This window comes from Pseudarthrobacter sp. NPDC092202 (assembly GCF_044755505.1).
Lineage (GTDB): Bacteria > Actinomycetota > Actinomycetes > Actinomycetales > Micrococcaceae > Arthrobacter.
In genome coordinates, this window is the sequence record NZ_JBIVRG010000002.1 from 413647 (window position 1) to 434302 (window position 20656).

General features: G+C 64.8%; 22 protein-coding genes and 1 riboswitch. Of the genes, 9 read left to right on the forward strand and 13 right to left on the reverse strand.

All coding sequences use genetic code 11. The features are described 5' to 3' along the window. The first annotated feature begins 2 nt into the window (after window positions 1-2). The 3 genes from ACIQF4_RS05305 to ACIQF4_RS05315 all read left to right on the forward strand — a co-directional run bounded on the left by ACIQF4_RS05305 (window position 3) and on the right by ACIQF4_RS05315 (window position 2772). A complete protein-coding gene (locus tag ACIQF4_RS05305) occupies window positions 3-1040 on the forward strand; it encodes a hypothetical protein (protein ID WP_400516098.1) in 1038 nt (345 codons plus the stop codon). A 65-nt stretch (window positions 1041-1105) separates the two neighbouring features. Then, on the forward strand, window positions 1106-1702 hold the full coding sequence (locus tag ACIQF4_RS05310; RefSeq protein ID WP_400516097.1) for an ATP-binding cassette domain-containing protein: 597 nt from the start codon (window positions 1106-1108) through the stop codon (window positions 1700-1702). Further along, on the forward strand, window positions 1699-2772 hold the full coding sequence (locus tag ACIQF4_RS05315) for a hypothetical protein (RefSeq protein WP_400516096.1): 1074 nt from the start codon (window positions 1699-1701) through the stop codon (window positions 2770-2772). Before ACIQF4_RS05310 ends, ACIQF4_RS05315 begins: the two co-directional genes overlap by 4 nt. 46 nt (window positions 2773-2818) lie before the next feature. On the opposite strand, the gene ACIQF4_RS05320 is transcribed toward ACIQF4_RS05315, so the two are convergent. Next, window positions 2819-3316 (reverse strand): DUF5956 family protein, encoded by a 498-nt coding sequence (locus ACIQF4_RS05320; protein ID WP_400579854.1) that lies wholly within the window; start codon window positions 3314-3316, stop codon window positions 2819-2821. Window positions 3317-3844: 528 nt separating this feature from the next. Between ACIQF4_RS05320 and ACIQF4_RS05325 the strand changes: the two genes are divergently transcribed. After that, entirely contained in the window at window positions 3845-4105 is a 261-nt protein-coding gene (locus ACIQF4_RS05325) for a hypothetical protein (protein ID WP_400516094.1), read from the forward strand. Between the two features lie 1556 nt (window positions 4106-5661). On the opposite strand, the gene ACIQF4_RS05330 is transcribed toward ACIQF4_RS05325, so the two are convergent. After that, window positions 5662-6465, reverse strand: coding sequence for a thioesterase family protein (locus tag ACIQF4_RS05330; RefSeq protein WP_400516093.1), 804 nt, complete (start codon window positions 6463-6465; stop codon window positions 5662-5664). Between the two features lie 185 nt (window positions 6466-6650). Here ACIQF4_RS05330 and ACIQF4_RS05335 point away from each other — a divergent pair, with 185 nt between their 5' ends. Next, entirely contained in the window at window positions 6651-7328 is a 678-nt protein-coding gene (locus ACIQF4_RS05335) for an endonuclease/exonuclease/phosphatase family protein (RefSeq protein ID WP_066276355.1), read from the forward strand. On the opposite strand, the gene ACIQF4_RS05340 is transcribed toward ACIQF4_RS05335, so the two are convergent. Further along, a complete protein-coding gene (locus ACIQF4_RS05340; protein WP_400516092.1) occupies window positions 7325-7828 on the reverse strand; it encodes an NUDIX domain-containing protein in 504 nt (167 codons plus the stop codon). The two genes, ACIQF4_RS05335 and ACIQF4_RS05340, sit on opposite strands and share 4 nt — an antisense overlap. 56 nt (window positions 7829-7884) lie before the next feature. Continuing rightward, on the reverse strand, window positions 7885-8082 hold the full coding sequence (locus ACIQF4_RS05345; RefSeq protein WP_066276358.1) for a DUF1918 domain-containing protein: 198 nt from the start codon (window positions 8080-8082) through the stop codon (window positions 7885-7887). Window positions 8083-8217: 135 nt separating this feature from the next. On the opposite strand from ACIQF4_RS05345, the gene ACIQF4_RS05350 reads away from it, so the two are divergent. Together ACIQF4_RS05350 and ACIQF4_RS05355 are read left to right on the forward strand one after the other, a co-directional pair. Then, window positions 8218-8724 (forward strand): metallophosphoesterase family protein, encoded by a 507-nt coding sequence (locus tag ACIQF4_RS05350; RefSeq protein WP_400516091.1) that lies wholly within the window; start codon window positions 8218-8220, stop codon window positions 8722-8724. Window positions 8725-8813: 89 nt separating this feature from the next. Beyond that, window positions 8814-9707 carry a glucose 1-dehydrogenase gene (locus ACIQF4_RS05355; protein WP_400516090.1) on the forward strand — a complete coding sequence of 298 codons (894 nt, stop codon included), beginning with the start codon at window positions 8814-8816 and terminating at the stop codon, window positions 9705-9707. A gap of 83 nt (window positions 9708-9790) precedes the next feature. Here ACIQF4_RS05355 and ACIQF4_RS05360 read toward each other — a convergent pair whose 3' ends face one another. The 5 genes from ACIQF4_RS05360 to ACIQF4_RS05380 all read right to left on the reverse strand — a co-directional run bounded on the left by ACIQF4_RS05360 (window position 9791) and on the right by ACIQF4_RS05380 (window position 13583). Beyond that, the gene (locus ACIQF4_RS05360; RefSeq protein ID WP_400516089.1) at window positions 9791-10234 is read right to left on the reverse strand and encodes a DUF1810 domain-containing protein; all 444 of its coding nucleotides are present in this window, start codon (window positions 10232-10234) and stop codon (window positions 9791-9793) included. Further along, window positions 10218-10763, reverse strand: coding sequence for a DNA alkylation repair protein (locus ACIQF4_RS05365; protein WP_400516199.1), 546 nt, complete (start codon window positions 10761-10763; stop codon window positions 10218-10220). Before ACIQF4_RS05365 ends, ACIQF4_RS05360 begins: the two co-directional genes overlap by 17 nt. A gap of 20 nt (window positions 10764-10783) precedes the next feature. Continuing rightward, window positions 10784-11143, reverse strand: a complete 360-nt coding sequence (locus ACIQF4_RS05370; protein WP_400516088.1) for a TraR/DksA family transcriptional regulator — start codon at window positions 11141-11143, stop codon at window positions 10784-10786. Between the two features lie 19 nt (window positions 11144-11162). Further along, window positions 11163-12503 (reverse strand): lytic transglycosylase domain-containing protein, encoded by a 1341-nt coding sequence (locus ACIQF4_RS05375; protein ID WP_400516087.1) that lies wholly within the window; start codon window positions 12501-12503, stop codon window positions 11163-11165. A gap of 108 nt (window positions 12504-12611) precedes the next feature. After that, complete coding sequence (locus tag ACIQF4_RS05380) at window positions 12612-13583, reverse strand: dienelactone hydrolase family protein (RefSeq protein ID WP_400516086.1); 972 nt, start codon at window positions 13581-13583, stop codon at window positions 12612-12614. Window positions 13584-13853: 270 nt separating this feature from the next. Beyond that, a riboswitch (cyclic di-AMP (ydaO/yuaA leader) is annotated at window positions 13854-14057 on the forward strand. Window positions 14058-14060: 3 nt separating this feature from the next. On the opposite strand from ACIQF4_RS05380, the gene ACIQF4_RS05385 reads away from it, so the two are divergent. Next, window positions 14061-14912: a LysM peptidoglycan-binding domain-containing protein gene (locus ACIQF4_RS05385; RefSeq protein ID WP_400516085.1), complete on the forward strand. Its 852-nt coding sequence runs from the start codon at window positions 14061-14063 to the stop codon at window positions 14910-14912. Between the two features lie 134 nt (window positions 14913-15046). On the opposite strand, the gene ACIQF4_RS05390 is transcribed toward ACIQF4_RS05385, so the two are convergent. The 4 genes from ACIQF4_RS05390 to ACIQF4_RS05405 all read right to left on the reverse strand — a co-directional run bounded on the left by ACIQF4_RS05390 (window position 15047) and on the right by ACIQF4_RS05405 (window position 19184). After that, window positions 15047-16522: a YdiU family protein gene (locus tag ACIQF4_RS05390; RefSeq protein WP_400516084.1), complete on the reverse strand. Its 1476-nt coding sequence runs from the start codon at window positions 16520-16522 to the stop codon at window positions 15047-15049. Continuing rightward, entirely contained in the window at window positions 16519-17961 is a 1443-nt protein-coding gene (locus tag ACIQF4_RS05395) for an APC family permease (protein WP_400516083.1), read from the reverse strand. The genes ACIQF4_RS05390 and ACIQF4_RS05395 overlap by 4 nt, the downstream gene beginning before the upstream one ends. Next, window positions 17958-18935 (reverse strand): ribonuclease Z, encoded by a 978-nt coding sequence (locus ACIQF4_RS05400; protein WP_400516082.1) that lies wholly within the window; start codon window positions 18933-18935, stop codon window positions 17958-17960. Before ACIQF4_RS05400 ends, ACIQF4_RS05395 begins: the two co-directional genes overlap by 4 nt. 66 nt (window positions 18936-19001) lie before the next feature. After that, complete coding sequence (locus ACIQF4_RS05405; protein WP_400516081.1) at window positions 19002-19184, reverse strand: hypothetical protein; 183 nt, start codon at window positions 19182-19184, stop codon at window positions 19002-19004. A gap of 248 nt (window positions 19185-19432) precedes the next feature. Between ACIQF4_RS05405 and ACIQF4_RS05410 the strand changes: the two genes are divergently transcribed. Beyond that, window positions 19433-20629: a globin domain-containing protein gene (locus ACIQF4_RS05410; protein ID WP_400516080.1), complete on the forward strand. Its 1197-nt coding sequence runs from the start codon at window positions 19433-19435 to the stop codon at window positions 20627-20629. The last annotated feature ends 27 nt before the right edge of the window (window positions 20630-20656 follow it).

The window sequence follows — 20656 nt, forward strand, 5'->3', positions numbered from 1 at the left end:
GGATGGCCAAGACCTCCTGGTTGCCGTACACGCTCGTCGGGGCTGCCAGCGCGGCGGCAGCTGCACTGGCGGTGCTCGGGGCGACCGCGCTAGTTCCGCCCGCCACGCTGAGCGAAGCCGCTGAAGCGAGATCCGCAGCGGTTACCCTCACGCAATTCCGGGACGAGCGCATAGCCGCCGCAGAGATCGAGGCCGCGCAGCCCGTCGCGGCAACCCTGGGCATCTCCGGTACGGTCACCGCCTCGGAGTGTGTCCCGGGCGCCGAGATCGCATCGGGCAAAATTGTGGCTTCCGTTAGTGGCCGGCCGGTGCTCGGGTTGCATATTGATGTGCCGTTCTACCGAGACATCGGACCCGGAACAGAAGGACCCGACGTCAACGCGCTCCGCGCACAGCTCTCGGCAATGAAATACGAGGTGGCCGGGGAAGGTGCTTACGCCGCAGACCTCAGGGCTGCGATCCTCAAGCTGCAGTCGGACTTGGCGCTAGAGAACCGCGACGGTGTCCTTCATCAGGAAGACATACTCTGGCTTCCCGATAACAGCGTTCGTGTTCAATCATGCGATGCGCTCCTGGGGTCCCAGTACTCTGCCGGATCAACATTCATCACCACTGCCGGCACGCTGCAAAGCCTGCGTGTGGTGTTCCCCACCAGTCAGGCGCCGGCCCCTGGGGAACGGCAGGTCCTGTTTGGGAACGTGTCCGCTCCGGTGGCAGCGGATGGTCTCGTCACTGACGCGAAGTTCCTGGCCGAGGTCTCCCGCAGTCCGGACTTTGCAGCTGCCCAATCAAGCAGCAGTCCTAAACCGATGAGCCTCAAGACGGCGCTGACTTCGCCCCTGGAAGTGGCCAAGGTCCCTGTCTCCGGGGTGTTCGGAGCCCGCGGCAATGCCGCCTGCGTCAAGTCTCCGGACGGTACGACCCATCGCGTCACCACGGCGGGGTCGAGCGCAGGATCCGTTCTGGCCACGTTCGAGAACGAGGTGCCCAAAGAGATCCTTCTCGGCACCGCTATCGGGTCCACCGAATGCCAAAACTAGAGACAGCCTCAGCCCCAGATACAGTCCAGCCAGCTGCATCCGCACGTTCGCTTTATCTGCGGGGCGTGGGGCACAGCTTCGTTGATGATCATTTCCTGTTCCGCGGCTTGGACGCAGCGTTCACCGCCGGCGCGGTATGGGGTCTCCGCGGCCCCTCGGGCTCCGGAAAATCCACCCTGTTGTCCATCCTCTCCGGTTGGGAATCCCCCACAGAAGGGTCCGTGGAACGGGCCGGTATCTCCACGGTCCGCTGGGTGTTTCAGAACCCCCTCGGCGTGGCCCAGCGAACCGCTCTTGATCACGTCGCTCTGCCCTACCTGGCAACAGGGCTCTCCCGGGACCACAGCGAGGAACTGGCCCTTGAACGACTTGCCGACTTCGGGCTGGAGAACAGCGCCGACAAGCGCTTCTCGCTGCTGTCGGGCGGGGTAGCCCAGCGTCTGATGCTTGCCCGGGCAGTCGCCGGAAACCCGGATCTCATCCTGGTCGATGAGCCAACCGCCCAGCTCGACAGATCCACAGCCGCTACCGTCAATGCCGTGCTGAGCAGATTGGCCCGAAGCGGCGCCGTCGTCATCGTTGCCAGCCATGACCAGCACACACTGGAGGCCTGCACTGAAGTCCTTGACCTGACGAAGTACGGGCAAGGTAGTACGACGTGATGCGCCCGCACGAGGTCCTTCGCGAGGCCTGGCGCAATATACAGAGCGGGGCAGCAAAGGCGGGCTGGCTCTCGGCCGCGCTCATACTGCTGGTCACACTATTGTCGGTGGCTGAAATCTCCACGATCGCAGCACTCGACCAGCGGGCCCGGACCTATCACGACGCCGGCGGCTCAGTAAGGGCCCTAAAAGTTGAAGCCGGCATTGATCCGCAACGATGTGATGCCCTTCCGACGACGACAGGGATCCTCGCGTCCGGGGCAGTGCGAACGGTTGCCCCCATCGGCATCACAAGCCTGGCGGGAATCACAACCCCCACGTTCGAGACGACACTAGGCTTCCAGAGCATCCTCGGACTGGAGCCAACCCTGGACTCCGGCGTACTGATTTCCGAACCCCTCTCCAAACGCTGGCAAATCCATGCCGGGGACACGCTGGAAACTGACCAAGGGCCCATGCCCGTTGCGGCCATATTCCCCTACCCGGAGGACGACGGACGCGACACCCGCCTCGCCAACGCCGTTCTGATCCCCACACTCGGACAAGGGACGTTTGACGAATGCTGGGCCGACGTCTGGCCCTCCACAGCAGCTTTCGACCCTCTCATCCGCGCCTCCCAAGCCACCAGCACAGGAGAGGCAGCCGCATCCATCGCTACCCTTAACCCCACCCTCGGCCAGGTATTCACCGGAGCTGACGAATATCAGGACCGCATCACACGGTTCACCCCCGCCGCTGCAGCTGCCATAGGACTTGCCATCGGATTCGTCGGTGGGGCACCTCGACGGCTCGAATACGCGTCCTCGCTCCACGCCGGAGTATCTGCCCGCCACCTCAGCCTCATCACCCTCGTAGAGGCAACTGTTTGGGCGGGAATCTCGGCCCTCGTCGCCACGGCAGGGGCAGCCTTCATCGCACGATTTGGCACCCCCTGGGTCGCTGAGGCCCTGTACGGGCATTTGCTTGTCATGGGTGGAGCAGGGGCCATCGGCGCAATCACCGGAAGCCTGCTCGTAGCAGCGTCCAGCCGCGAGGCCCGGCTGTTCAAGTACTTCAAAGAACGGAGTTAAGCGTTGCCGTCCGTAAGGCCTAGTGGGATGCTTCGCCCGAACCTGATCAGTCCGTATAAAGGTTTGCGAGTACTCGTTCAAACACGGGACGTACTTGGGCTGGGTGTCCGCCAGCATTTTCCTCAGCCAGGGCAGCGTTTAGGACAACGCTTAGTTCGTCAAATGACGTGATTCCATTAGGCAACCACAAGTACCAGTCATAGCCCCTCGGGCGAGGCTCAAACCCCGCTGCCACAAGATACTCATCCAGGAAATCGTCGATTATCTCTTGGTCCTGGTCGGTGAAGGGGACTTTCTTGGCCGTTGTGGAACCTGCAGTTGTCGTAACAACGGAGATCTCCTGCTGAACGCTGCGCTTGGGATAACGGGCACCATGGCCTGGGCCAGCGACGGCAAGTACGAGCGCTTCCCACCCATTCTCAGGAAGTAAGACGAAGCCGGCCTGCGGGGGCTTGGTCGAAAACTCATTCCACACGTGCACATCCCTGGGGTTGGTTGGATGAAGACAAAGACCCAGATCCAACGTACCTGGGAGATGGCACACTCAGCTGTTCAAACCCTGTCAGCATCCGGTCCCGGCTGTTGGCGGGAAGACCTATCTAGGAACGCCTACTGGGACCAATCCTTTCAGAGCACTCTCACGGCTAGGATCAAAGCACAACGGGGGCAGCCCCCGAATTGGGGGAGTTATGAAGCTCATCATTCTTGCAATCGCGGCTTGGGTCCTTACTGGCCTTATCGCAGTTTTGGGAGTTACTGCTGGCGCCACTATCTGGGCCTATATGGAGCCTGTAGTAGATACAGTGCCTAAGCCAGCGAGCTACTTCGTAGCCGCAACTGTCGGGTTCCTGGCTTTGTTCCTTAGTTTGATTGTCAGCGTCGCCATCACTGTCCATGCAGCTCAATGCAATGCGGGCCGTAACGCCCTCTGACCGGCATCAGCGACGTCTAGTTCGGCGAACCTTGAAGGGGACCAGGAGCACGAATCGGTCCACAACTAAATAATTCACGGATGGGGGCGGCGGCCTAGCCATATCCTGTACATATTCCAAGCGCCTAAAAGTGGGGAAAGATGGACGCAGACTGGAGTTTCAATATCGGCGACAGCAACGCGCGCTATACGGTGCCACCGGATGAAGTGAGGCTGCCCGTTCAGCATGCGGCGAATGAACTGCGCGAGGCCATGGAAGCCTGCAAAAGGGCTGCGGTCGATCTTGGCGCCGCTATCCGTACTTCCAGCCAAGCCGGCTATGGGACGAGCTGGATCCTAGAGACAGCAGGCCTGAACAGTGCAGATCTGGAAAGGGTCCTTCGCGGAGAGGAACTCTTCTGACGAGTCGCTAGCTAGTCTTCCGTTTGCCGAAACCTTCTACGAGACATTTCGGCAGGCTGGCTAGGGTCCACCCATCAGGCCGCAGCCGAAAGCCTTCTCACTAGTTTGTACGACGATGAAGACTCTGGCTTCAGTAGAAGGCGGCTGCGCAAATATCTCGGCCCCTCCTGCTGTCCTACCTTGGGAGGTCAGCTCCTTCGTGTCGTGCTCGGCAGGCCTCGGATCGGGACCACAGTTATATTCACGTCCAGCGAATTGCACTTTGGAAGGGACTTCCCTTGGTGAAAGGGCCCAGTCCGACGTCTGTTGATGGACGCTCCATAACCTCACGCCGGTAAGAACTCCTGCGAGCACTAACACGGAAACTATCAGTGACAATGCCGTTCGCGTCCCCCGGCTCATGGGGCAACACTCCACGAATAAGCCGCCAACGTCAACGAAGGGGATAAGTCAGCACCCACCTATAGGCGAGGGAAACCCATACGGGTTCTCGTTGGCATCTTTGCCAGGGGCGTAGGCTCGGATTAGGGCAGTCAGGAAGAAGCCTCAAAAAAGCCGGTGCATCGAGTACCTCCCGCACCGAATTGGCTGTATCCCGGGCTCACAATTCTTCTGGCCCTTCTAGGCGTGGCTGAACTTGGGCTTGCCATCGTTTCCTCCAGTGCCGGCGAGTTCAATATCTGGACACTTATGGCGGCCATATTAGGGTTCTTCACATGTGCTGTTTGCGCCTGGATGCGGCGGCAGCAAATTCTCAATGCACGTGACAACCAGCGACAACACTAGAACATCAAGGTTTTGGGCATCCCGGAAGAGGCCCACCCGCAAGCCGTGCCGTTAGCCGGTCGATGGAAGGGCGCAACCCCTCGGATTCTCGTCTCGGTGAGGCCTGGTGTCAGGGAGCCCGTATGACCTGCCCGATTTATCACTCAGTGAAGGTCCCCCGACTGGAGCCAGCAAACCGTCTCATAACCCTTGGGAAACGAGACGTCTCAACGAGCTAACAGTCGTCTGACCTGCACGGTCACAGATTTTCTGCGGAATCTTGGACGCGCGATGGCATTGGCGATTCTCGTAACTATGTCTCATAACCTTTTGGCAAACATCGAGTACTTGTCCTTAGTTATGAGACACCTCGAAGCAGCCCGTGACGAAACTGATTTGCTACCCAGAAGCCCGGCCCGGCAGCGCCCCACTAATCGAGAACAGGCGGACCTTCTGGCCTCCGGCGTCCGCCGCTTATGACCACTACGTTGAGTACGGCATCTCTGGAGCGAGAGCTTCACGCCCCTATGTCGTCCGGCCCTCGAGGCGCTGATCGCATGAATACCCTGGCCATCTCAACCCTGGACAGACTCGGGCAATCCATCCAGGGCATGCCCGTCTTCGACGACGAACCCGGCAACGCAGACTGCGATCCCGAAGCGCAAGGTGCCCGCGAGCCCGGCATGTACCGAGCAATCCTCTGCAGGCGGTCACAAGCATCCATGAACAAGCCAGTTAGCGGCGCCAAAAGACCGGCGATCCGCCTCCGTGCTCCGCACCCGGCAGTCCCGTCAGGTCTTACGGAGCGTGAGAATCTGCTCCGCGCGTCCGAACGGCCCCTGGAGGTCGTGCAGAACGGTGGATGTCAGGCCTATGCCGTCCCCGCCGAACGAGACCGCGTTGTCCAGCCCCAACCACTCCCCTTCCGGGCGGCGGTACATGTGGATCTGCAGGTCAAGGTTGGGGAACGAGTAGCTGTCCTTGCCGGGCGGGACCCTGGCCGCGATGCCGTTGGCCGTGTCCACCATGCCCATGAGCCGGGCCAGGGCACCGCTGTCCCCTCGGTCGGTCAAGGGATGTTCAGTGCGCAGCCAAACCTTTCCGGCCCCGGGGCGGTGCCCTTCCGCCACGCGCATTTCCAGCGAGCGGATGTAGCCGCCGGGCCACACGGACGCGCCGTCGTACGGCTTGCAGTCTTCCGGGCCGGGGATGGGAGTGTCCTCTATTGCGGCCACCGGCGTTGTATCGCTGGTAGCCAGCCGCCAGGCGGTGGCACGGATGGCGGTGCGACCGCCCGCCACCAGCTCGGCCTGCAGGAGCTCGATGGTTTTTCCCGGCCGAAGGGTGCTGGCTGCGATGTGGAATTCGCCGCCAGGGATGAGTCCGAGGATCTCGTAGCTGATCCGGCCCATCCGCATGTCCGGCCGCGGGTCATGGCGTTCCAGGCTGTCCGCGAGCAGGCCGGACGCAGGCGCCATGTGCTGCTCATGAACGTTCCAGGCACCCTGGGCATGGATGGTGGAACGGAAACGGCCTCCCCCCAGGTTCAGGTAGTAGAAGTTTCCCTCAGCCAGTTCAGGCAGCTCTGCGGTCAACGGTGGCCCCTTCGGAGTTCCAGTGAATCGGCCTTAACTCTAGCTGCGCCGGGCGTCGCGGCTGTCCCGGACCCGCGGCCCGGCATCCCACCGGAAGGGACGCGGCGAAATGTTGGCCCGTGGCGGGATCCATCCGGCTAGACTCAGGAACTGGTCCTGTCAGCAACCCTCTGAAGAGGTGTTCCATGCGCGTCATCAGCTACAACCTCCGCAAGCACAAAGCCAGCGGCGAACTCCTCGCCCTGGCGCGGAACCATGACATCGATGCGCTCTGCCTCCAGGAGGTGGATTCCAGCGATCTTCCTGAAACCCTGGGGCCGCTGCACCTCGCGGACGCCACCAAGGGCAACCGCCTGGGGCTGGCCATCTACTACCGCACCAGCCGGTTCACCGCCCTGGACACCCAGTCCTTCGCGCTGAAGAAGTCGATGCATGACCGTGTCCTGGCCCCGGCCCATGAGCGGCTGATCGGCACCCGGGTCATGGACAACGAAACTCAGCATGAACTGGTGATCGGTTCGTTTCACGCAGCACCGCTCACCGCGTCCAACTCACTGCGGCGCAAGCAGATCCACGCGGCCCACGCTGAGCTGCTGAGCATGGGCAAGGGCCTGATGACCCTGATGGTGGGCGATTTCAACTACCCGTTCTTCACCAAGAACCTTGACCTGCACATGAAAAACTCGGGCTACGCACTGTCCCTGAGCAACAGGCGCACCTACACCCGGTACAAGGTGTTCAAGGGCCACTTCGATTTCGCGACGTCGCTGGGCCTGGACATCGAAAGCGTGGAGACCCTGCCGCGCGGCAATTCAGACCACCTTCCCATCCTGGTTACGGCGGAGTACGGCCCGGACTACTAGGACTCGAGCCTTGCACGGAGGTCCGGCCAGGACGCTTCGAACCCGGGGTGAAGCTCCAGCCCGGCCACCTCGGGCAGCGGGACCCACCGGAGTTCCAGGCTTTCGGGATCGCTGATCACCGGGTCAAAAGGCTCCCTCACCAGCACCACAACCGTGGTGTACGTCCAGTAGCCCACGTCCAGCAGGGACGTAAAAAGCACCTCAACGTTGCCGGCGGGCACGGCGGCTTCCTCATAGGCCTCCCGCAGCGCACCGGTGACGGGCTCCTCCCCCTCATGGAGTGCGCCGCCGGGCAGCCCCCACGTTCCGCCGTTATCGCTCCACACGGCACGGTGCTGCAGGAGCACCCCCTTGCCGGGATCGTAGGCCAGCACTCCGGCCGCGCCAAAGCGGCCCCAGAAACGGCCGCGCTTCCCTTCGACCCAGGCATCGCCGGGGTCCCTCGGGCCAGTACGGACGGGAGGGGCGGAGGACGCGGTGGACGCCGAAAAGTGATCCATCGCTCCAGTCTGACAGGTGCAGCGGGTGGGCTGCACCCGCCAGTCCGCCGCCCCGGTCAGGCCTGGTTCGCGGTGCCGCGCTCGACGGCGAAATCACCGCCGGGGTACATGATGGTCTCGTGCCCGTCATCAAAGCGGACGCGATAGGGCGGCGTTCCGCCCTGGCCGCGCACCTCGAGAATCACTCCGTGCCGGTCTGCGGCACCCACCGTCCTGCCATGCACGATGATGCGGTCGCCCTGCGTTGCCTCCATGGCAATCACCTCCGAGCCCAGAGTACGACCGGCTGCCTTCAGGCAAAAGGGCGAATGGGAACACCGGCCGGAAAGGCGCGCTGGAGAAGGTCCAGGCGGTCCGCGGCAACCCGGCGGGCATGGCAGGATTTCCCCATGCCGCTGAACCTCGTCCTCGTCGCCGATACCCATGTCCCCAAGCGCGCCCGGGACCTTCCTGCGCAGGTGTGGTCGGCCGTCGAAAGCGCTGATGTGGTGTTTCACGCGGGCGACTGGGTATCGGAGTCCCATCTGGAGGAGTTCCAGCGGCGGAGCCGCCTGCTGGTGGGCGTCCATGGAAACAATGACGGCCCTGAGCTGCGCCGCAAGCTTCCGGAAACGGCGGAGATCACGCTGGAGGGCGTCCGCTTTGCCTTGGTTCACGAGACCGGGCAGGCCAAAGGGCGCGAGGCCCGGTGCGAGGCGCTGTACCCGGAGGCGGATGTTCTGGTTTTCGGCCACAGCCACATCCCGTGGGACACCATCACCCCGCGCGGGCTGCGGCTTCTGAACCCGGGTTCCCCCACTGACCGCCGCCGGCAGCCGGCCTGCACGTTCATGACGGCCACGGTGGATGCCGGAACGCTGGGGGACGTCCTGCTTCACGAGGTAATCAGGGATTGACCCGGGTTGGCAAGGGAGGCATCAGGTGCCTAGGCTTGGAACGGTAAGCATACTTAGCTTTTTGTTACCCGAGCACCAGGAGGACTGCAATGACAGACCAGTACACCTTCCGCAATCCGGTCACCGCGTACGAAAAGATCTCCCCGCCAAAGCAGCACCAGCCCGAACCGGGACTGGACGCGGAGCTGGCACCCAAGGCCGACCTGGGTGAGGAAACCTACCGCGGTACCGGCCGGCTGGAAGGCCGCAAGGCGATCGTCACCGGTGCGGACTCCGGCATCGGCGCGGCAACGGCCATCGCCTTCGCCCGGGAGGGGGCCGACGTCGTCCTGTCCTATCTTCCGGAAGAGGAGGAGGACGCCGCGCGCATTGCCGGCATCATCGAGGCCGCCGGGCGCAAGGCCGTCAAGGTCCCGGGCGACCTCAAGGACGCGTCCGTGTGCCGCGACGTGGTGGACACTGCCGTGGCGGTGCTGGGCAGCATCGACATCCTGGTCAACAACGCCGGGAAGCAGGTAGCGCAGGAGGACCTCGCCGACATCACCGATGAGCAGTTCGACCACACCGTGAAGACCAATGTGTACGCGATGTTCTGGCTGACCAAGGCAGCGCTCCCCCACATGCCGGCCGGATCCACCATCATCAACACCACGTCGATCCAGGCTTACAACCCGTCCCCGACGCTGGTGGATTACGCCACCACCAAGGCCAGCATCAACAACTTCACGAAGGGCCTGGCCCAGCAGCTCGCACCTAAGGGCATCCGCGTCAATGCGGTGGCGCCGGGTCCCATCTGGACCCCGCTGCAGGTCAGCAGCGGCCAGCCGAAGGAGGAGCTGCCGGAGTTTGGGCAGTCGACGCCGCTGGGCCGGGCCGGCCAGCCGGCGGAGCTCGCCCCCGCCTACGTCTTCCTCGCCTCGCCGGAGTCCAGCTATGTTGTGGGCGAGACCCTGAACGTCAATGGCGGCAGCCCCACACCATAGCCGCAGGCTCAAAGAACAGCGGCCGACGGCGGTGCCTTGCGCGTGGTGCGCGAGGCACCGCCGTCGGCCTTATCTCCTGCGTCCTATTTTTCGTCCGTCCCGGCCAGCAGGTCGTCGGTGGCGGCGTCGGGCTGGCCGTCGAAGAACTGGGCCAGGACGGTCTTGAACACCGTTTCCCCGGGGGCTGCACGGAGGAACAATGTCATTGACGAGTGCAGCTTTCGGGCGTCTATGCCGCCAAGGATGTCCTCCGCCGGGACGCCTGAGTGGTTGGTGACGGCAAGGGCGGACTCGAGCAGCCTTGGGCCCAGCACCGGGTGGTCCAGGTACTCCCGCGCTTCAGCAAGGGAGCTGATGGCGTACCGGCGGGACATCTCGCTGTGCCCCAGGCCTGCGATCTGCGGAAAGATGAACCACATCCAGTGGCCTGACTTCCTGCCCAGCTGAAGTTCTGACAGGGCCTGATCGTAAGCGCCGCCGCTCTCCTGGGCAGCAACGAACCGGTCGAGGTTATAGGGATCGCTCATGGGTGTCTCCTTGTGGTGGGGCTTCGGGGGCGGCTTGCTGGTGGATGTAGGCGGCGGCGGTGCGCAGCTGGCTGTCGGAGTCCGTCCGCCATCGGGCCAGGACAACATCTGCGCGCTGCCGGTCCCGCCCGCCGAGCCGCGCCAGGAACGGCGCCACGACGTCGGCCAGCAGCGGTTCGGTCAGTTCCCGGGTCCCGGCGGACCGCAGGAACCCCTCAATGCGGGTCAGGTCCGAGTGGCGAAGGAGTGACACCCTGGACTGCAGCAGCACAACGGCGGCGAGCCGGCGTTCAAAAACCGGCCTGGAACCGGGCCGGGGCTGGCCCCACAGGGCAGATGCCAGCTGGACGACGGCGTCGTGGTCGAGGTCCTTGAACTTCCGCAGGGCGTCGCGGACGGTTCCGCGGACCGCGCCCACCGAAGAGCCGTAGGAGGAGAGCCGGCCGCCCAGCCTGCCTTCGACGTCGTCCGCCCGGTACCACGCGCCCTCATTTTGCAGCGTGCTGTCAATGAATCCTGCGGCAGCCATCACGGGGCCGGCGTCGCTGCTCACTGGTTGCGGCCCGCCGATGCATGGAGGATGCAGAACGGGGTCCAGGGGCGTGCCTCCAGCCTGCCTTCGGCGATGGCTTCCCCGCAGACGGCGCAGGTCCCGTACGTGCCGGCAGCGATCCTGGCCAGGGCTGCGTCAACCTGGTCCAGCCCCGCACTGCTTTGCTTCAGCAGGGCTGACGCCTGGGACAGCTCGAATGCGATAGTGGAGCCTTCGGGGTCGTGTTCGTCGTCCACGTTCGAATCCTGGCGTGCCGAGTTGGCGGCGGCGATGTCCGCGCGGAGCGCCGGAAGCAGGGCCACCTTCCGTTCCCGCTCCTCCTCGAGCATCATCCGGAAGCGTTCATAGTCGGGCATGGGAAAAGCCTACGCGGGGTCAGTACCAGTTCTTTGCCATGGAGTGGTTCCAGGCGGCGCAGGGCGAGCCGTAACGCTCCCGGATGTAGCCCAGTCCCCAGTCGATCTGTGTCCGGTAACTGGTCAGCCAGTCGGCGCCGGCACTTGAATACTTGCCCGGCGGGAGGGCCTGGGCGATTCCGTAGGCGCCGGAATAGGGGTTGGTGGCGGTGGTCAGCCAGTTCGATTCCTTGGTCCACAGCTGGGCGAGGCAAAGGAACTGGTCCTGGCCCCAGCCGTGCGCGCCCAGCCTGCCGGAGGCGTAGTTTTTGGCTCCTGCCGGGTCATTGACCGCGCCGCCGGGAAGGGAAGGCACGACGACGGGCGGCGGGCTGGGCGGGGCGGGCGCCGGGACTGCAGGGGAAGGAAGTGCCGGGGCAGGGTTTGCCGGAGCCGGAGCGGGAGCGGGATCAACCGGGGCGGGACCAGCCGGGGCGGGCGCAGGACCAGCAGGCGCGGGGCGGGCGGCGGGCATCGCCGGCCTGTTTGCCGCTTCGGCCTGCCGGCGGGACTGCTCTTCGGCGGCGGCCCGTTTGGCCGCCTGGGATGCCTCGTAGGCGGCGCGCGCCGCCTCGCCTTGCCGGTACGCGTTCTCCACCTCCGCCGTCGTACCTTTGAGCGACGCCAACTGCGCTGTCAGCTGCGCGCCCCGCTCCTTTTCGTCCGCCGACTTGCGGGCCAGGCCGTCCTGGGCCGAGCGGGCCGCTCCGAGCCTCGCTTCCGCTTCAAGGGCCAGCCGTCCGCGCTCATCCTTTGCGGCCTGTTCCTGGGCAGCCAGTGCAGCAGAAATTTCCCCTGCGGCCCGCGCCTTATGCACGAGCGCGGCGGTCTTGTCCCCCACGATCTGCACCACGTTGAGCCCGTGCACGGTGTTGGCCTGTACAGCGTCCAGGGCAACAAAGAACCCCATGTTCGTGCCGCCGGTCTTGTATGACTGGGCCGCCAGCGCACCAAGTTCCTTCCTGTACTGGACCGACTCCGAGTCAGCGTGTACTGCCTGCGCCGCAAGGGCCTCCACCCTGGCAGCGGCGGCCTGCAATGCCGCGTCGGTGGCTGCATACTCCGCCGCCGCCTGCACCGCTGCGGAGCCGGCGGCCTCGGATTGCTCCTGGAGGCCGGAGAGCAGGCCATCAATCTTGGCGATTTCCGCGGCCTTCCCGGCCTCGCTGTCCTTCGCGTCCTGCACCTCCTCCCAGGACGGGTAATCCCCGGGACTGCTGTCCGCGGCGGCTGCCGGCACCAGCCACAGGCTTCCTGCCAGGGCACACGAAAGAAGCGCCACGGGCAGGGGCGCCCTGGATTTGGTGACGAACCGGGACATAGTCCGGAAGCCTACCGCCTTGATCCGCAGGTTGAAGGAGGGCGTTTCTACATCGTTATGGAGCGGAGGAAGTTCGGTTTCGCGGAACAGGGCCGGGACGCCCGTTTCTTAGAGATGTTCCTTGAACCAGGCAAGGGTGTCGTTCCACGCCGCCGTAGCCTGGGCTTCGTTGTAGCGGTCCCCGGTGTCGTTGTGGAAGGCATGGTCCACCCCGGGGTAGACCGTGAGCTGGTGGACAACGCCGGATGCTGCCAGTGCATCCTTGAGTGCGGGCATGGGGCCGGTGATGCGCTGGTCGAGTTCAGCGTAGACGCCAAAAACGGCTGCCCTGATGTCCGGCACCTTTGCCAGGTCCGGTGCGGGCCCGTAAAACGCCGCGGTAGCTTTCAGCCCGTCCAGTTCCGCTGCCGCCTGCCAGGTGATGCCGCCACCGAAACAGTAGCCGGTCATGGCGATGCGTCCGCCCTCCACGAAGTCCTGGGCACGCAGGTACTCCAACGCCGCTGCGAAGTCGGCGACGTGCCGCTGGGCGCCTGCCTGGGTGAGCGCACCGGGAACAGCATCGCGGTCCATGCCTGCCGTCCCGCCTTCACGGCTGAGCAGGTCCAGGGCGAGGGAGGCGTATCCCTCCTTCGCGAAGCGGCGGGCCACGTCTTCGATGTGGGGCGTCAGCCCGCGGTTCTCGTGGCAGATCAGCACGGCAGGACTGCGCCCTTCCCGCTCCGGCCTGGCCAGGTACCCACTGACGGAGGCGCTGCCGGACGGAAACTGGATGGACGCCGTCGTCAATCCTGGCTCCCCCTCCGGAACGGAGAGCGGGCTCTTTGCCCCGGGCACCGCTCCCGATCCCGCCGTACCGGCAGCGGACGTCGGGGACGGCTCCGGGGTGGGCATGGGGTCGGTGCTCCGCGGCACCTCGCTGGGGGTACACCCCACCAGCAGCATCGCCGCCGCTGCAGCCGCCATGCTGCCGGTAATGAACGCAACGCGCCGGGTAAAGGTGCGCTGACTCAGCGCACCGGACTTGTAATCGTCGAAGAATTCCTCAATCAGGTATCTCTCATACTTGCCAAGCTGCATCACAGTGCCTCCTCGGGGTGCCGAACATACTCCTCCCCCGGGAACGTGAGAACAAGCTCCCATGGCGGGTGCGGCGCTTCCTTTACTACTTTGTGACAAATCCCACGTTTCAAAAACCCGGCGCGCCTGCCTGGCTGGACTGGATCGCCATGAGATGGCGAAATCCACTTGATTGCGTAATTGAGAGCCGCGCCTCGCATGTTATCCAAATGTGACAATGGGTGGTAAGTCGGGTTATGGTCTTCAGGTGTCCCTCTCAGACGGGACATTCCCATCAGTATGCCGAGCCCTGCCACTGACCCGGGAACCAATCGCTTTCCAGCTGGCAGGGACGGGGGAACCAAGTTTCCGCGGCCTTTTTGAAGGCCTTGGGGTTAAGTCGATAGCGCCTCCGTTCCTTTCGGAGTAGCTACCGGCCGGGTATCTCCAACCCGAACCCGACAGCTCACCCCGCAGGCATGGGAGAGGCGATCAACTGTGTCAAAAAATTCCACCACCGCCCGTCACCGCGCAACCCCGGCCCGCTCCCTCGTGATCGAGGGACTGTCTGTTTCGGCCAAGTCCCTGGGCCGTCCGGCTCTCGCCGTGGCAGCAGCCTCCGGCATTGCCTTCGGCGTCGGAGCCCCGGCTCACGCCGGTGTGAACGGTCCGGACACCACCGAGACCGCTAGCGTCCAGGCTTACGCCGCCCCTGCTCCGGCAGCCGCGGCCCCCGCCGCAGCAGCCGGCAACACCCACACGGTTGTATCGGGCGACACCCTTGGTGCCATTGCCACCGCTTACGGCGTCAGCCTGAATGACGTCCTGTCGGCCAACGGGCTTTCTGTCTCCACGATCATCTACCCCGGTGACCAGATCCAGATTCCCGCCGCCGGAACCGCTGCTGCCGCCCCGGCCGCAGCCTACGTTGCACCGGCTGCAGCACCGGCACCGGCTCCGGTCCAGACCGCTGCTGTTACTACCCCGGCGAACACCGGCATGAACATGTCCTACGCGTCCGCACCGGTTGCAGCGACCGGCAGCGGCGCCGGAGCAGCCATCCTGGCCAACGCCTACGGCCAGCTGGGCCAGATCCAGGACTGCACCGCGATGGTGGAGAAGGCCCTGCGCACGGTCGGTAAGTCCGTCGGCGACCTTGCCCCCGGCCAGTTCTACCAGTACGGCACCACCGTGGGCACCCCCGCCCCCGGCGACCTGGTGATCACCGCCGGCCACGTGGGCGTTTACGCCGGCGACGGCCAGGTTGTCAGCGGCGGCGTGAACGGCAACCAGACCGAGGTTCACTCCATCAGCTGGCTCAGCGGCGCTTCCTTCGTCCGCGTGGCATAGTCACCACGGACACAGGCGCAGCTGGCCCGTAAGGGCCAGGCCACTCCAGACAAGGGCGGCAGCCGGGTTCTCCCGGCTGCCGCCCTTGTTCTGTCTCCCCGGGACTTCCTCCGCGCGGTTCTCCCGTGCCCGCCTCAGGTACCGCAGAAGGTCCGGTAGGTGCCGAAGTCTTCCGGCGGACCTTCGGTATAGCGTTCCAGCCCCTCGCGTTCCTCGAACGGGGACCTCACCACCTCCAGGAGGCGGCTGAAGGGGCCCATGTCCCCCTCCGTTGCTGCTGCCAGCGCTTCCTCCACCAGATGGTTCCGGGGAATGTACACCGGGTTAACGCTGTCCATCAGACCGGCGTCGGGCTTGAGGCGGGCCCAGCGCTCAGCCCAAGCATCAAAGGCGGCGAGGTCCAGGACCATGCCGCGCGCCGGCCTGGTGTTTCCCCTGGCTGCCTGGCCAAGGCTCCGGAAGAACTGTGTGTAATCGACAGGTCCGTCCTTGAGCAGGCCGATGACCCCGTCCACCAGTTCCGATGCCTCGTCGCCTTCCTTGCTTCCGGCCGGGCCGGCGGCGATGCCCAGCTTTGCCTTCATGCCGTCGAACCAGGCGTCGCTGTACTGGCCGCGGAACTTCCCCAGCGCCTCCACTGCGGGCGCGACCGCCTGTTCCTGGTCCTCGTGGAAGAGCGGCAGCATCGCCTCCGCCAGCCGCGCCAGGTTCCACTCGGCCACCACCGGCTGGTTGGCGTAGGCGTAGCGCCCGCCGACGTCGATGGAGCTGTACACGGCACCGGGGTTGAAAGCGTCCATGAAGGCGCAGGGCCCATAGTCGATGGTTTCGCCCGAAATGGTCATGTTGTCCGTGTTCATGACGCCGTGCACAAACCCCACCAGCATCCACCGGGCCACCAGCCGGGCCTGGGCGGCAACCACCGAGGCGAACAGTTCCAGGTAGGGGTTTTCAGACTGGGCTGCGGCCGGGTAGTGCCTGCTGATGGCGTGGTCCGCGAGCCGGCGCAGGAGCTCCATGTTGTCTGTGGCCCGGGCGTATTGGAAGCTGCCCACCCGGAGATGGCTGCTGGCCACACGTGCCAGAACGGCGCCGGGCAGCATGGTGTCCCGCCGCACCGGGCGTCCTGTGGCCACAACCGCCAAGGCCCGTGTGGTGGGAATGTTCAGGGCGTGCATTGCCTCGCTCACCAGGTATTCGCGCAGCATGGGGCCGACGACGGCGCGGCCGTCGCCTGCCCGGGCAAAAGGTGTCCGGCCGGAGCCTTTGAGGTGCACGTCGCGCAGGCGGCCGCCGGCGTCCGGAAGTTCGCCGAGCAGGAGCGCCCTTCCGTCGCCGAGCAGCGGCGAGTAACCGCCGAACTGGTGCCCGGCGTAGGCCTGGGCGACGGGCGTGGCGCCCGCCGGGACGTGGTTGCCCAAAAGGAGCCGGACGCCTTCGGTGGTCCGCAGGTATTCGGGAGCCAGCCCCAGCTCGCCGGCCAGGACTTCGTTAAGGACCAGGAGCGTGGGTTCTGGCGCTTCCTCTGCCTGCCAGGGCACGGCGAGTTCCGGCAGGTCGCGGGCAAAAAAGCCTTCGAAGGTGACAGTTGATTCTGCTGCTGCAGTCATGGATTAACCCTATCGCCGTCATTGGTGCGCCGGTTGATCAGCCAGGTGATGAGCCACAGGATGACTCCAATGGCCATCAGTCCGCCGGCAATCTGGTACTGGATGATGTTCCTGCCAACCCACGGGCCGGCCAGGAAGGCGCAGAGCAGCGCGGCCACGAGCGGCAGAGGGCCCGGGGATGTGAAAAACACCTTGCGGTGGGGATCCCGTTTGCGGCGCAGCACGAGGCAGGCCACGTTGACCACCGTGAAAACGCACAGCAGCAGGAAGGCGGTGGTGCCGGACAGGTTGGCCACGATGTTGCTTTCGGGATCACTGGTGACGTAGAGGATGAGGCCCAAAGCCAGGACTGTGGAGAAGGCGATTCCTGCCCACGGGGTGCGCCGGACGGGAAGGACCTTCCCCAAGGCGCCGGGCAGGACGTGCTGGCGGGCCATGCCGTAAATCAGCCGGCTGGCCATGAGCATGTTGATGAGAGCCGTGTTGGCGACGGCGAAGACGGCCAGGAAGGGGAAGACCCTGTCGATCGGGAAGTCCGGCGAGCCTTTGTGGACCACTTCCAGCAGGGCAGCGCCTTCGGCTTCCCGGATTCCCTCGAGCTCCGTAGGCGAGAGGACGCTTACCACGGACACAGCAACCAGCATGTACAGCAGTACTGCTATGCCCAGGCCGGTGAGCATGGTGCGGGGAAAGATCTTTTCGGGGTTCTGGGTCTCTTCCACCATGTTGACCGAATCCTCGAAGCCCACCATGGCGAAGAACGCGATGGACGTCGCTGCGGTCACGGCGAGGAAGAGCCCCTTGTCCTGGGAGTCGTTGAAGACGAAGATTTCGCCCGGGTTTCCCGTCCCCTGGGCCATGACAAAGAACCCGACACCGATCACGATGCACAGTGCTGCCATTTCCACCACTGTGAGCACAACATTGAACTTGACGCTCTCCCCCACGCCACGCAGGTTGATGGCAGCCAGGACAAGCATGAATCCAAGGGCCACCGCGGTAATCACTCCCTGCCCGGGCTCCCCCATCCAGCCATTGATCTCAAGGCCGCCGAAAAAGTTCTGCGCCAGGACGTTCGCAGACGTGGACGCGCTGGTGATTCCCGAGCAGACCACGGCAAATGCCACCAGGAAGGTGACGAAGTGGATCCCGAACGCCTTGTGCGTGTACAGCGCGGCGCCCGCCGCCTGCGGATACTGCGTGACCAGCTCGAGGTAGGAGAAGGCGGTGAGCGTTGCCACCACGAAGGCCAGCAGGAACGGCAGCCAGACGATTCCCCCTACGGTGCCGGCCATGGTCCCGGTTACCGCGTAGACGCCGGCGCCGAGGATGTCGCCCACAATGAACAGCAGCAGGAGCTTGGGTCCCAGCACCCGTTTGAGCGTGGGCTCCTTGCCGTGGGCAGTAACATCCGACACTTCTTCTGAAGCTGCGCTCATGAGTGGCCTCCAAGGCTGGCTGGGCTGGATGAGGGACGTGGCTTTGTTGCAACGGCTGGCCCGGGGCGCAGTGCGGGGCCGTGGGATAAGCGCCGCCGCTGGGGGAAGGGGATGCGCTGCAGGTCCTCAGCCGCGATGACTGCAGCAGAACCCGCGCGGGCACCGGCCTGGGCCAGGAGCAGTGAGGCGTCGTCGCCGTACCGTGAGGAGAAGTGCGTGAGCACCAGGGTGCGGGCGCCGGAACGTGCCGCCAGCTCTCCCGCCTGCCCGGCTGTGAGGTGGCGGTACTGGCCGGCCAGCCCGGCGTCGTCGTCAGCGAAGGTCGACTCGGCGACGAGGAGGTCGACGCCGTCGGCAAGTTCCTCTGCGCCCGGACAGGGCGCGGTGTCCATCACGAAGGCGAATCGCTGGCCCGTCCGGGCGACGCTGACGTCTTCAAGCTGCACGCCGCCCAGGCTCCCTTGGCGCTGCAGCCGCCCTGCGTCCGGCCCGGATATCCCTGCCGCGTGCAGGCGTTCCGGCAGAAGGGTCCGGCCGTCCGGTTCGGCCAGGCGGTAGCCGTAGGTTTCTATCCGGTGTTTGAGGGGCCGGACTTCCAGTCCTTCTGCCACCGCTCCGGCTTCGCCGTGCGGGTGCAGCCTGAGGTCGATACCCGGTGTGCTGACGGATACAAGGGCGCGGACCACGTCCCCGCCGGTGGATGGATAGTGGAGATGGACCGGATGGGGCACGGCATCGAGGGCCATGCGCGAAAGCACCCCCGGCAGCCCGAAGCAGTGGTCGCCGTGAACGTGGGTGAGGCAGATGCGGGTGATCATGTTCGTTGAGACCCCGGCGTGGATCATTTGGCGCTGCGTTCCCTCGCCGGGGTCGAACAGCAGGCCCTCGCCGTCCCAGCGCAGGAGGTAGCCGTTATGGTTCCGGGTCCGGGTGGGGACCTGGGAGGCGGTGCCGAGGACAACGAGCTCGCGCATGGCTTTAAGGACCAAAAAGCAGGTGCCGGAGAATCCGGTACCTGCTTTTGTGGATGCGGCGGCGGCTTAGCGCCGCCGGAGCATTCCCATGATCCTGCCGGCCACGCCGCCCGGCCTGGCACCTGCGGCACCCGTTGTGCCGGGCGTCCGGCGGGCTGCATTCAGCCCGGTTCCGCGGGTAGTCCCGCCGGTCCCGGTCCTGCCTGCGAATCGTCCAGCGGCATTTTTGATCATGCTTCCCAAGTTCATGTGAAACTCCTTCAGTAGTGATCCTGCCAACCGATATTCATCAGCCTGCTTATGATTTTAGCGCAGTTTGGGCCCACGTCGAGGGGACAGGCCGAACATCCCCGCTGCCGCTTGCTTCCTGGGGGCGCGGCCTGGGTGCTCGGGAATAGGGGCGGTTGCCCCTACCGGCGTGCCGGGGCGGCTGCTAAATTTGCACGCCTCAGGCCCCCTCCCCCGCCAGGGAACCCGCTACCCGGAAGGTAACCAACATGCTTTCAGACACCTCCCTCCCCGTGATCAAGGCAACGCTGCCTGTGGTCGGCGAAAACATCCAAGAGATCGCCAAACGGTTCTACCAGCACATGTTTGACGCACGGCCGGACCTGCTGGACGGCCTGTTCAACCGGGGCAACCAGGCTGACGGGCGGCAGCAACAGGCGCTGGCCGGATCCATCGCAGCGTTTGCCCGGTACCTCGTGGAAAAGCCCGACCAGTTGCCTGACCACCTGCTGTCCAGGGTTGCGCACAAGCACGTCTCCCTGGGCCTGAGCCCGGACCAGTACGAGATTGTCCACGAGCACCTGTTCTGGGCCATCGTCGATGTGCTCGGCGAGGCCGTTACCCCCGAGGTAGCCGCTGCCTGGGATGAGGTCTACTGGCTGATGGGCAACATGCTGATCAACCAGGAACGGGGGCTGTACAACGCTGTGCACTTGTCTCCCGAGACCATCTGGCGCACCTGGCGGGTGGCTGAACGCATCCAGGAGACGGACGACGTCGTCACTTTCGTTGTGGAGCGCGTCGACGAGAGGGAGGTGAAGCCTTCCCTGCCGGGACAGTACGTGACCATCAAGATGCTCATGAAGGACGGCGTCCACCAGCCGCGGCAATACAGCCTCACCCGCGCAGACGACGGCAGGCACCGCCACTTCGCCGTCAAGCGGGTGCACGGGCAGGGAACGCCCGACGGCGAAATGTCCAACCTCCTGCACAACGACGTCAGGGTAGGCGATGAGGTGGTGCTTTCAGCCCCCTTCGGGGATGTAGTGCTGGAGTACACGGACAGGCCGGTAGTGATGGCCAGTGCGGGGATCGGGGTGACGCCGATGGCCGGCATGCTCTCGCACCTGGTCAAAGCCGGCAGCCAGCGCCAAGTGGTGCTCCTTCATGCCGATGACAGCCCCGGATCGTTTCCGCTGCGCCGGCAAGTCACCGAGGACCTGGCGTTGCTGTCCGACGGCTCCATGCACACCTGGTTCCTCAACCAGGACTCCGACGCCTCCGGCTTCGCCGGGTTCATGGACGTGAACGCCGTCGAGCTCCCGCTGGACGCCGAGTATTATCTCTGCGGCCCGCTGCCCTTCCTCCAGTCCGTGCGAAGCAGCCTCGTCTCCAAGGGCGTTCCGCCGAAGGACATCCAGTACGAAGTGTTCGGTCCGGACCTCTGGCAGGCCGACTTCCAGTAGGGGACTCCGCTGCCCGCGGAACCCGAT

Bases quoted from the DNA above. Each gene is read 5' to 3' on its own strand.
- ACIQF4_RS05410 (WP_400516080.1), top strand. From the start codon at position 19,433: ATGCTTTCAGACACCTCCCTCCCCGTGATCAAGGCAACGCTGCCTGTG.
- ACIQF4_RS05360 (WP_400516089.1), bottom strand. From the start codon at position 10,234: ATGAGCGATCCCTATAACCTCGACCGGTTCGTTGCTGCCCAGGAGAGC.
- ACIQF4_RS05370 (WP_400516088.1), bottom strand. From the start codon at position 11,143: ATGCCCGACTATGAACGCTTCCGGATGATGCTCGAGGAGGAGCGGGAA.
- ACIQF4_RS05395 (WP_400516083.1), bottom strand. From the start codon at position 17,961: ATGAGCGCAGCTTCAGAAGAAGTGTCGGATGTTACTGCCCACGGCAAG.
- ACIQF4_RS05305 (WP_400516098.1), top strand. From the start codon at position 3: ATGGCCAAGACCTCCTGGTTGCCGTACACGCTCGTCGGGGCTGCCAGC.
- ACIQF4_RS05335 (WP_066276355.1), top strand. From the start codon at position 6,651: ATGCGCGTCATCAGCTACAACCTCCGCAAGCACAAAGCCAGCGGCGAA.
- ACIQF4_RS05345 (WP_066276358.1), bottom strand. From the start codon at position 8,082: ATGGAGGCAACGCAGGGCGACCGCATCATCGTGCATGGCAGGACGGTG.
- ACIQF4_RS05390 (WP_400516084.1), bottom strand. From the start codon at position 16,522: ATGACTGCAGCAGCAGAATCAACTGTCACCTTCGAAGGCTTTTTTGCC.
- ACIQF4_RS05340 (WP_400516092.1), bottom strand. From the start codon at position 7,828: ATGGATCACTTTTCGGCGTCCACCGCGTCCTCCGCCCCTCCCGTCCGT.
- ACIQF4_RS05400 (WP_400516082.1), bottom strand. From the start codon at position 18,935: ATGCGCGAGCTCGTTGTCCTCGGCACCGCCTCCCAGGTCCCCACCCGG.
- ACIQF4_RS05405 (WP_400516081.1), bottom strand. From the start codon at position 19,184: ATGAACTTGGGAAGCATGATCAAAAATGCCGCTGGACGATTCGCAGGC.
- ACIQF4_RS05365 (WP_400516199.1), bottom strand. From the start codon at position 10,763: ATGGCTGCCGCAGGATTCATTGACAGCACGCTGCAAAATGAGGGCGCG.
- ACIQF4_RS05325 (WP_400516094.1), top strand. From the start codon at position 3,845: ATGGACGCAGACTGGAGTTTCAATATCGGCGACAGCAACGCGCGCTAT.
- ACIQF4_RS05350 (WP_400516091.1), top strand. From the start codon at position 8,218: ATGCCGCTGAACCTCGTCCTCGTCGCCGATACCCATGTCCCCAAGCGC.
- ACIQF4_RS05375 (WP_400516087.1), bottom strand. From the start codon at position 12,503: ATGTCCCGGTTCGTCACCAAATCCAGGGCGCCCCTGCCCGTGGCGCTT.
- ACIQF4_RS05380 (WP_400516086.1), bottom strand. From the start codon at position 13,583: ATGCAGCTTGGCAAGTATGAGAGATACCTGATTGAGGAATTCTTCGAC.
- ACIQF4_RS05355 (WP_400516090.1), top strand. From the start codon at position 8,814: ATGACAGACCAGTACACCTTCCGCAATCCGGTCACCGCGTACGAAAAG.